General features: G+C 53.9%; 8 protein-coding genes. All 8 read left to right on the top strand.

Translation table 11 applies throughout. The annotated features are described in order from the left end of the window. A partial coding sequence (locus QZ197_RS13645) for an FAD-dependent oxidoreductase (protein WP_296432665.1) occupies positions 1-898 on the top strand: 898 nt, incomplete at its 5' end. Next, positions 895-1695 (top strand): isoprenylcysteine carboxylmethyltransferase family protein, encoded by an 801-nt coding sequence (locus QZ197_RS13640; protein WP_296432663.1) that lies wholly within the window; start codon positions 895-897, stop codon positions 1693-1695. The genes QZ197_RS13645 and QZ197_RS13640, both read left to right, overlap by 4 nt. A gap of 275 nt (positions 1696-1970) precedes the next feature. After that, the gene (locus tag QZ197_RS13635) at positions 1971-2144 is read left to right on the top strand and encodes a hypothetical protein (RefSeq protein ID WP_296432662.1); all 174 of its coding nucleotides are present in this window, start codon (positions 1971-1973) and stop codon (positions 2142-2144) included. 26 nt (positions 2145-2170) lie between these two features. Further along, complete coding sequence (locus tag QZ197_RS13630; protein ID WP_296432661.1) at positions 2171-2698, top strand: glutathione peroxidase; 528 nt, start codon at positions 2171-2173, stop codon at positions 2696-2698. Then, complete coding sequence (locus tag QZ197_RS13625; RefSeq protein WP_296432660.1) at positions 2691-3917, top strand: FAD-binding domain-containing protein; 1227 nt, start codon at positions 2691-2693, stop codon at positions 3915-3917. Before QZ197_RS13630 ends, QZ197_RS13625 begins: the two co-directional genes overlap by 8 nt. Before the next feature lie 419 nt (positions 3918-4336). Continuing rightward, complete coding sequence (locus QZ197_RS13615; RefSeq protein ID WP_296432659.1) at positions 4337-5872, top strand: deoxyribodipyrimidine photo-lyase; 1536 nt, start codon at positions 4337-4339, stop codon at positions 5870-5872. Positions 5873-6122: 250 nt separating this feature from the next. Beyond that, positions 6123-6674, top strand: a complete 552-nt coding sequence (locus tag QZ197_RS13610; protein ID WP_296432658.1) for a response regulator — start codon at positions 6123-6125, stop codon at positions 6672-6674. After that, a partial coding sequence (locus QZ197_RS13605; RefSeq protein ID WP_296432657.1) for a DUF393 domain-containing protein occupies positions 6649-7032 on the top strand: 384 nt, incomplete at its 3' end. The genes QZ197_RS13610 and QZ197_RS13605, both read left to right, overlap by 26 nt.

Below are 7032 nucleotides of genomic sequence, written 5' to 3'. Positions count from 1 at the left end.
CGGGCTGGCCTGCGCAAGCAGATTGGCCCGCGCAGGCCTTGCGCCGATCATTTTCGACAAGGGCCGTGGCATTGGTGGGCGCATGGCGACCAAACGTATTGAACAGATGCAGTTTGATCATGGGGCGCAATATATCACGGCGCATGACGACCGTTTTGCTGAGGTGCTGGGTGACCTGCAAACAAAGGGTGCGGCAGCCAAATGGGATGACGGTTCAGGCCGTCCGCGTTTCGTGGGCGTCCCCGGAATGTCGGGATTGCCCCGCGCGATGTCTGAAGGCTTCGATATTCGGCAATTGGCGCAGGTCAGTGCTATATGCCGTGAAACAACGGACTGGACCGTTCAGGTTGGCGAAGAAATCCACCACGTTGATCAGGTTGTCATTACAGTGCCTGCGCCACAGCTAGCGGGCTTGCTTGGTCAGGATCATCCATTTGTTGTGCAAGCGGCTGACGTGCGTTTCACCCCTTGCCTGACGTTGATGGCTGCAATCGACGCACCAGCGCCCTATGTCAGTCGCCGTGATGATGCAGGTCCGCTCGCGTGGATTGCCCATAACAGCAGCAAACCAGGCCGACCACAGGGTCAGGCGACCGCCTGGGTGGCACAGGCCAGCCCCGCGTTCAGCGCTCAATATCTGGAAGACGATCCAGCAGCGGTTATCGCGAGAATGCTTCCGCTTCTGTGTGATCAGCTCAGCGTGGCTGCAAATCAAGTGATCCACGCAAGTGCGCATCGTTGGCGCTATGCCCGTGTGACTGCGCCCTTGGGCCAACCTTTCTTGCATCACGCAAAGTCGCTCTATGCAGGCGGCGACTGGTGCATCGGTCAACAGGTTGAGGATGCATGGATCAGTGGCGATGCGATTGCGCAAGATATTTTGCAGACCCGTTCATGACCGAAGATCCGCGTATTGCACGCCTAATCACACTGATCCGGGCGGCCATGTCACCACCGCAGGGTGCAGGGCGTGTGCTTATGGCGCTTGGTTTGGGTGTGTTATGCCACGCGCTATTTGCTGCTGCCGTCCTCTCCATGATTCTGGCGATGTTCTTTGGCCTCAGCCAGAGTTTTGGCGCTGTGCCATGGCCTTGGGCCATATTGGCGAACGTCGCCTTGATCGTGCAATTTCCACTGGCACATTCGATCTTGCTGACAAAAAGAGGCAATGGCATTTTACAGCGCCTGATCTCCGGACCACACGGAGCAACCCTTGCAACGACGACCTATGCGATCATCGCGTCCGCGCAGCTTTTGGCGCTGTTTACGCTGTGGACGCCATCGGGGATCGTCTGGTGGCAGGCTGAGGGTGCTATATTTTGGGCTATCAGCACGGCCTATGCGGTTGCGTGGTTGATCCTTGGTAAGGCCAGTTTCGATGCTGGTGCGGAGGTACAGTCAGGCGCACTTGGCTGGATGTCACTGATGGCGCGCATCCGGCCCGTATTTCCCGAAATGCCAACCCAAGGCCTGTTCCGCCTGATCCGCCAACCGATCTATGTGGCCTTCGCCCTGACGCTTTGGCTGGTGCCTGTGTGGACGCCAGACCAACTGGCCCTCGCGGTATGCTACACAGCCTATTGCCTTTTTGCGCCACGCCTAAAGGAACGCCGTTTTGCCGCACGGTACGGAGCGAAATTTGATTCCTATAAGGCGACAGTCCCATATATCCTGCCACGAAAGCGGGGAAAATAGTTCGACCAGATTGAACACGACCACAATCCGTTTCTTGCCATGTGGTGGATGGAGTATGCCAAATACGGGTGTGATCAGACGCTTGAAGGGAAAAGTATTTGTCCGCTCATACCGATGGACCATCGTACATCCTCGTGCGTTTTATTAACAACCTGCGTTATGCCACGGTATCTTTGCAAACCCGCCGTCCAGTGTCGCATTCAAATGCATCTAATCCCATGAGCTTGACGTATCTAACCTAACTAAACAAAGAACAAACACACCGGAGATCGCTTATGTCAGATAACCCTAAAGCAACTGGCTTTATTGATCGTTTTGACCGCCCCTCCGAACACATGGCGACCAAAGACGCAGCGCACGCGCCTTGGACGTCAGATGCGTGCCGTGGTGACAAAGACAAAGCCGGACATCGCAGGTATCACGGATTATTCGAAGATTTGATGAACTAAACGACAATCGCACGGGGGCGGCATTCATGATCAAGCGGTTTCTTATCAGCGCAGTTATCTTCTTGGGGTCTCAAACAGTGGCGCTTGAAACCAAGGCGCCGTTTGGATCGATTGATGGTGGCACGCTTTCCATCGACCAGTGGCTTGGCCAGCCAGTGCTTGTCGTGAACACGGCATCGCAATGCGCCTTCACCCAACAATACCGCGGACTTCAAGACCTTTACGATGCGTACCGCGCACAAGGGCTTGTCGTTCTGGCTGTGCCATCTGATGACTTCAATCAGGAACTCGCAACCGACGCGGAGGTCAAAGATTTTTGCGAACTGCAGTATGGTATTGATCTGCCGATGACGGTGATCACCCATGTGAAGGGGGCGGATGCCCATCCGTTCTACGCGTCGCTCAAGGCTGAAACGGGTTTCACGCCGCGGTGGAACTTCAACAAAGTGCTCATTGATAGAAATGGTGGGGTCGTAGCGACTTTCGGATCCAACACATCACCACAATCGCCTGCGATCACGCGGCTGATCGACGACATGCTGATCAATGACTGAAATGGTTCCCACACGGGCTGCTGGTCTTGCCGCAATGCAGGCGTTTATTCCTGCAATGGGCCGTCGATACGAGAATGGTCGCAATTATGATCATGGTCCGGGTCAGCACAAAGCAGTGTCAATGTTATCGCCCTACATTTGTCGGAGGCTGATCACGGAAGCTGAGGTGGTCACGGCAGCATTAGATGCACACGGGCCGGAAGATGCAGAAAAGTTCATCGAAGAAGTGATCTGGCGCGGTTACCACAAAGGCTGGCTGGAACGACGCCCGCAGGTCTGGGACAGCTATGTCCAAGGGTTAAATACAGATCTGATGTCACTCAAACGGGATCGTCGTTTGCGGCGTGACATCGCACTGGCAGAAACCGGTCAAACGGGTTTGGATTACTTCGATACATGGGCGCAGGAACTGGTTGAGACAGGATATCTGCACAACCATGCGCGCATGTGGTTTGCGTCGATCTGGATTTTCACGCTTGGACTTCCTTGGCGACTTGGGGCTGATTTCTTCTACCGCCATTTGCTTGATGGGGATGCCGCGTCAAACACGCTGGGATGGCGTTGGGCGGCAGGTTTGCATACACGCGGCAAACCTTACCCGGCACGCGCACAAAACATTGATACATTCACCGATGGCCGCTTCACCCCAAAACATGGCGAACTTGCACAGGTTGAACAGGGTTTGGAAGCATCGGAGCCAGATGGTCTCCCTACGGTGCAACCTTTGTGCAAAATGCACGAGGCGCAGACCGACCTGCCGACCGTGCTTTTGATCACAGACGAAGACTGCCTGATTGAAGACTTTGACCATGCTCATCTTGATCTGCAATGCGCTGCCACACTGTCATGCAGTCACCTGCGCTCGCCGCTTCAGGTGTCCGAGCATGTTTATGCTTTTGAGACTGGTGCATTAGCTGACGCAGCGTTGCGGTCAAATTTAGATATGATGCATCTCAAAGCGACAGAACCATCAGTTTTGGCTGACTGGGCGGCAAAGGCTGGGGCAAAGCAAATCCTCACCCCATATGTGACGCACGGACCTTTGCGCGACTGGTTTAATTTAGCTGAGCCATACCTTGTGGAGCGCGGCGTAACCCTGTGCGAACAACGTCGCGCTTGGGATGAAGCGATCTGGCCGCATGCGACCGCTGGGTTTTTCAAAGTCAGAAAACAGATCCCGCGTATATTGGAGCAAACGATAGGTATGGAGCAGAGATGACGTCGCCCCCCTCCCGCACGGCAGACATCATAAGTCGCTATATGGTGCTCACAAAAGAAATCATGCCTCAGATCGCGCGTGACCCGTCGGTGAAATGGCCTGTCTGCAACGATCACTGCTTTCAGCGCATCGTTCTTGATAACGTTTGCGGCGGCCCGTGGTTCGCACATCTGCCAAAGCCAGCATACAAAAACCTTTCCCGCGACCAAGCCGTCCGTGCAGTGCAATTGTGCGAGGATATCGTCGCCAACCGCGTCGACTTATATGATCTTAATAGAAAATCGCTTACTTGGCGTGGAAAACAAGTGCCGTAGAAGATCGACATGACGTTTTTGGCGCCGCTTCTGAATTGAAAGCCAACCTTACATCGCCAACGCTACTAAGAGCTGCTGCGCACCAAAAAATGAGATTAACTCCACATGACACAGGCACCTTGCATCGTTTGGTTCAAACGCGATCTGCGGATTAATGACCACGCCCCGTTGTTGAAAGCGTCGCAGTCGGGCGCACCCATGATACCGCTTTACATCGTTGAGCCTGAATATTGGAAACAACCCTTCGCATCTCGTCGCCATTGGCACTTCATCCACGATTGCCTTCGTGACTTAGACATAGATCTGGCGGCGTTGGGCCAACAACTCATCGTAAAAGTTGGTGATGCTTGCGAAGTGATCAAAGAGCTTCATTTTGAACACCGTGCAAGTGACGTGTATGCACACGAGGAAACAGGAAACCTTTGGACGTACCGCAGAGATATCGCAGTTCAAAAACTGTGCTTGGACAATAACATCGCACTGCATGAAGCGCCGACAAACGGTGTTGTGCGAAGATTGCGCAGTCGTGATGACTGGTCCAAAATCCGAAATGCACGGATGGCGGAAAAGATTCTGCCAAAGCCCGATGCGCTGCGATCATTTCCGTTCTGCAAGTCCGACACTCTACCTCAGAAAAATGATCCGATGTTTGGCAATGTACCTATTGCTAAAGTGCAAAAGGGCGGGCGAACGCATGCCGTTGCTGATCTGCGCAGCTTTCTAAATCACCGATCTCGCGAATACCTTTATCACATCTCAGCACCAGATTTATCTGAATTCCACTGCTCGCGCCTGTCCGCCCACCTTGCTTGGGGCAGCCTGTCTGTGCGTGAGGTCGCGCAATCCATCGTTAAACGCCGCGCCCAGTTATCCCCAAATGAAAAGAAGAGCTTTGGCCGCAACCTGACGGCCTTTGGCTCTCGCCTGGCTTGGCGCTGTCACTTCGTCCAAAAGATCGAAGACCAACCCGAAATCGAAACGCACTGCATGCATCCGGCCTTTGAGGGGCTGCGTGAGAACGAGCACAATGACCTGCATTTCCAAGCATGGGCGAGCGGCCAGACCGGTTACCCCTTTGTTGACGCCTGTATGCGCAATCTGACTGCGAAAGGTTGGATCACCTTCCGCATGAGGGCTATGCTGGTCAGCTTTGCCAGCTATCAACTATGGCTTGATTGGCGCGTTACGGGCGAACATCTGGCACGGCTGTTCACAGACTATGAACCCGGGATCCACTATAGTCAGCTACAAATGCAATCAGGTGTAACAGGCATCAACACGATGCGCGTTTATAACCCGATCAAACAATCCATAGAGCATGATCCAAATGGCACCTTCATTCGAAAGTGGGTCCCTGAGCTAAACAGCGTTCCGGATGCGTTCATTCACGCTCCATGGAAGTGGGAAAAGACACTGATCGACGATAATGATTTTGCGCTTGGGCAGGACTATCCTGTCCCAATTGTTGATCAAGCTTCCTCGGCAAGGGCCGCAAAACAAAAGATCTCTGCTATACGGAACGGTCAGGACTTTGGGGTCGCGGCAAACGCCGTTTTTCTCAAGCTGGGAAGCCGAAAATCAGCCTCAAAGCGCGAGAAAAAGGTCAAATCGAATGATGATACTCAGCTATCGTTGTTTTAAGGCAAGTCTCCGCAAGCCTGAGGCGATCTTTGAGGATTTACCGGCCTATTGCCTATTTGCGTCACATCTAAAAGAACGTCGGTTTGCCGCGCACTATGGCGAGCAGTTTCATGTCTATCGCGCCGAAGTTCCCTACGGCGACCCACGCCCAACCTCAACAAAAGAGGATCGGCGCAGACAGTAGCGGCAGATTGACGCGATTGACGTCTATGTCGCGGTCTCGGGCGTATCTATATCAAAGGAGACCGTTATGTTTTTGGAAAACGATACAAAGACCTTACTGCTGGTTGAGGATGATGATGTGCTTCGGTCGCGTTTAGGTACCGCGATGCAAAAAAGAGGGTTTGACGTTACGCCTGCGTCAAGCGTTGCCGAGGGTCTGCGTGCAGTTCGCGCAAATGCACCAGAATATGCAATCATTGACCTTAGGTTGCAGGATGGAAGCGGGTTGGACGTCGTTGAGGCGCTAGAACAACAACGCCCTGATGCGCGCGCGATCATTCTGACGGGGTACGGTAATATCCCAACTGCCGTCGCGGCAGCGCGTCTTGGGGCCATCGACTATATTGCGAAACCCGCCACTGCGGACGAGATTGTCGATACGCTTATGGCGCCAAAAGGCACACGGCCATCGGCACCGGCTGCGCCAATTTCACCCGACGATGCGCGGTTTGAACACATCGAGCAGGTCTTTCACGAAGCCGGCGAAAACGTATCAGAGACCGCGCGGCTTTTGCAAATGCACCGTCGGACATTGCAGCGTATTTTGAGCCGGCATGGGGTCGTCAGAGATACCGCGTAACGACAATGGTGTAATCGCAATCAGCAACATTTCAGAAACCAGTGTTTCAGATCAGGCGTTTGAAAATGGGCCGACCATCTACTTTGACGGGTCGTGTGCGCTGTGTTCGGTTGAGATAGATCATTACGCGTCTCGCGTGGGTGGCGAGAAACTTGGCTTTGTTGATGTATCCAGCAACGATGCCCGACTTGGCGCTGATCTTACGTCTGACACATCGATGCGGCGGTTCCATGTTCGCAGACCAGATGGCTCACTCGTCTCGGGCGCACGGGCGTTTGTCGAGGTCTGGGATACGCTACCGGGGTGGCAGTGGGCCGCCCGTGTGGCCAGAATCCGCGGCGTATTGCTTGTGCTTGAG

Source organism: Yoonia sp. (assembly GCF_017854415.1).
Lineage (GTDB): Bacteria > Pseudomonadota > Alphaproteobacteria > Rhodobacterales > Rhodobacteraceae > Yoonia.
Note: the sequence above shows the minus strand (reverse complement) of the source record. Positions and strands in the feature narration are given on the sequence as shown.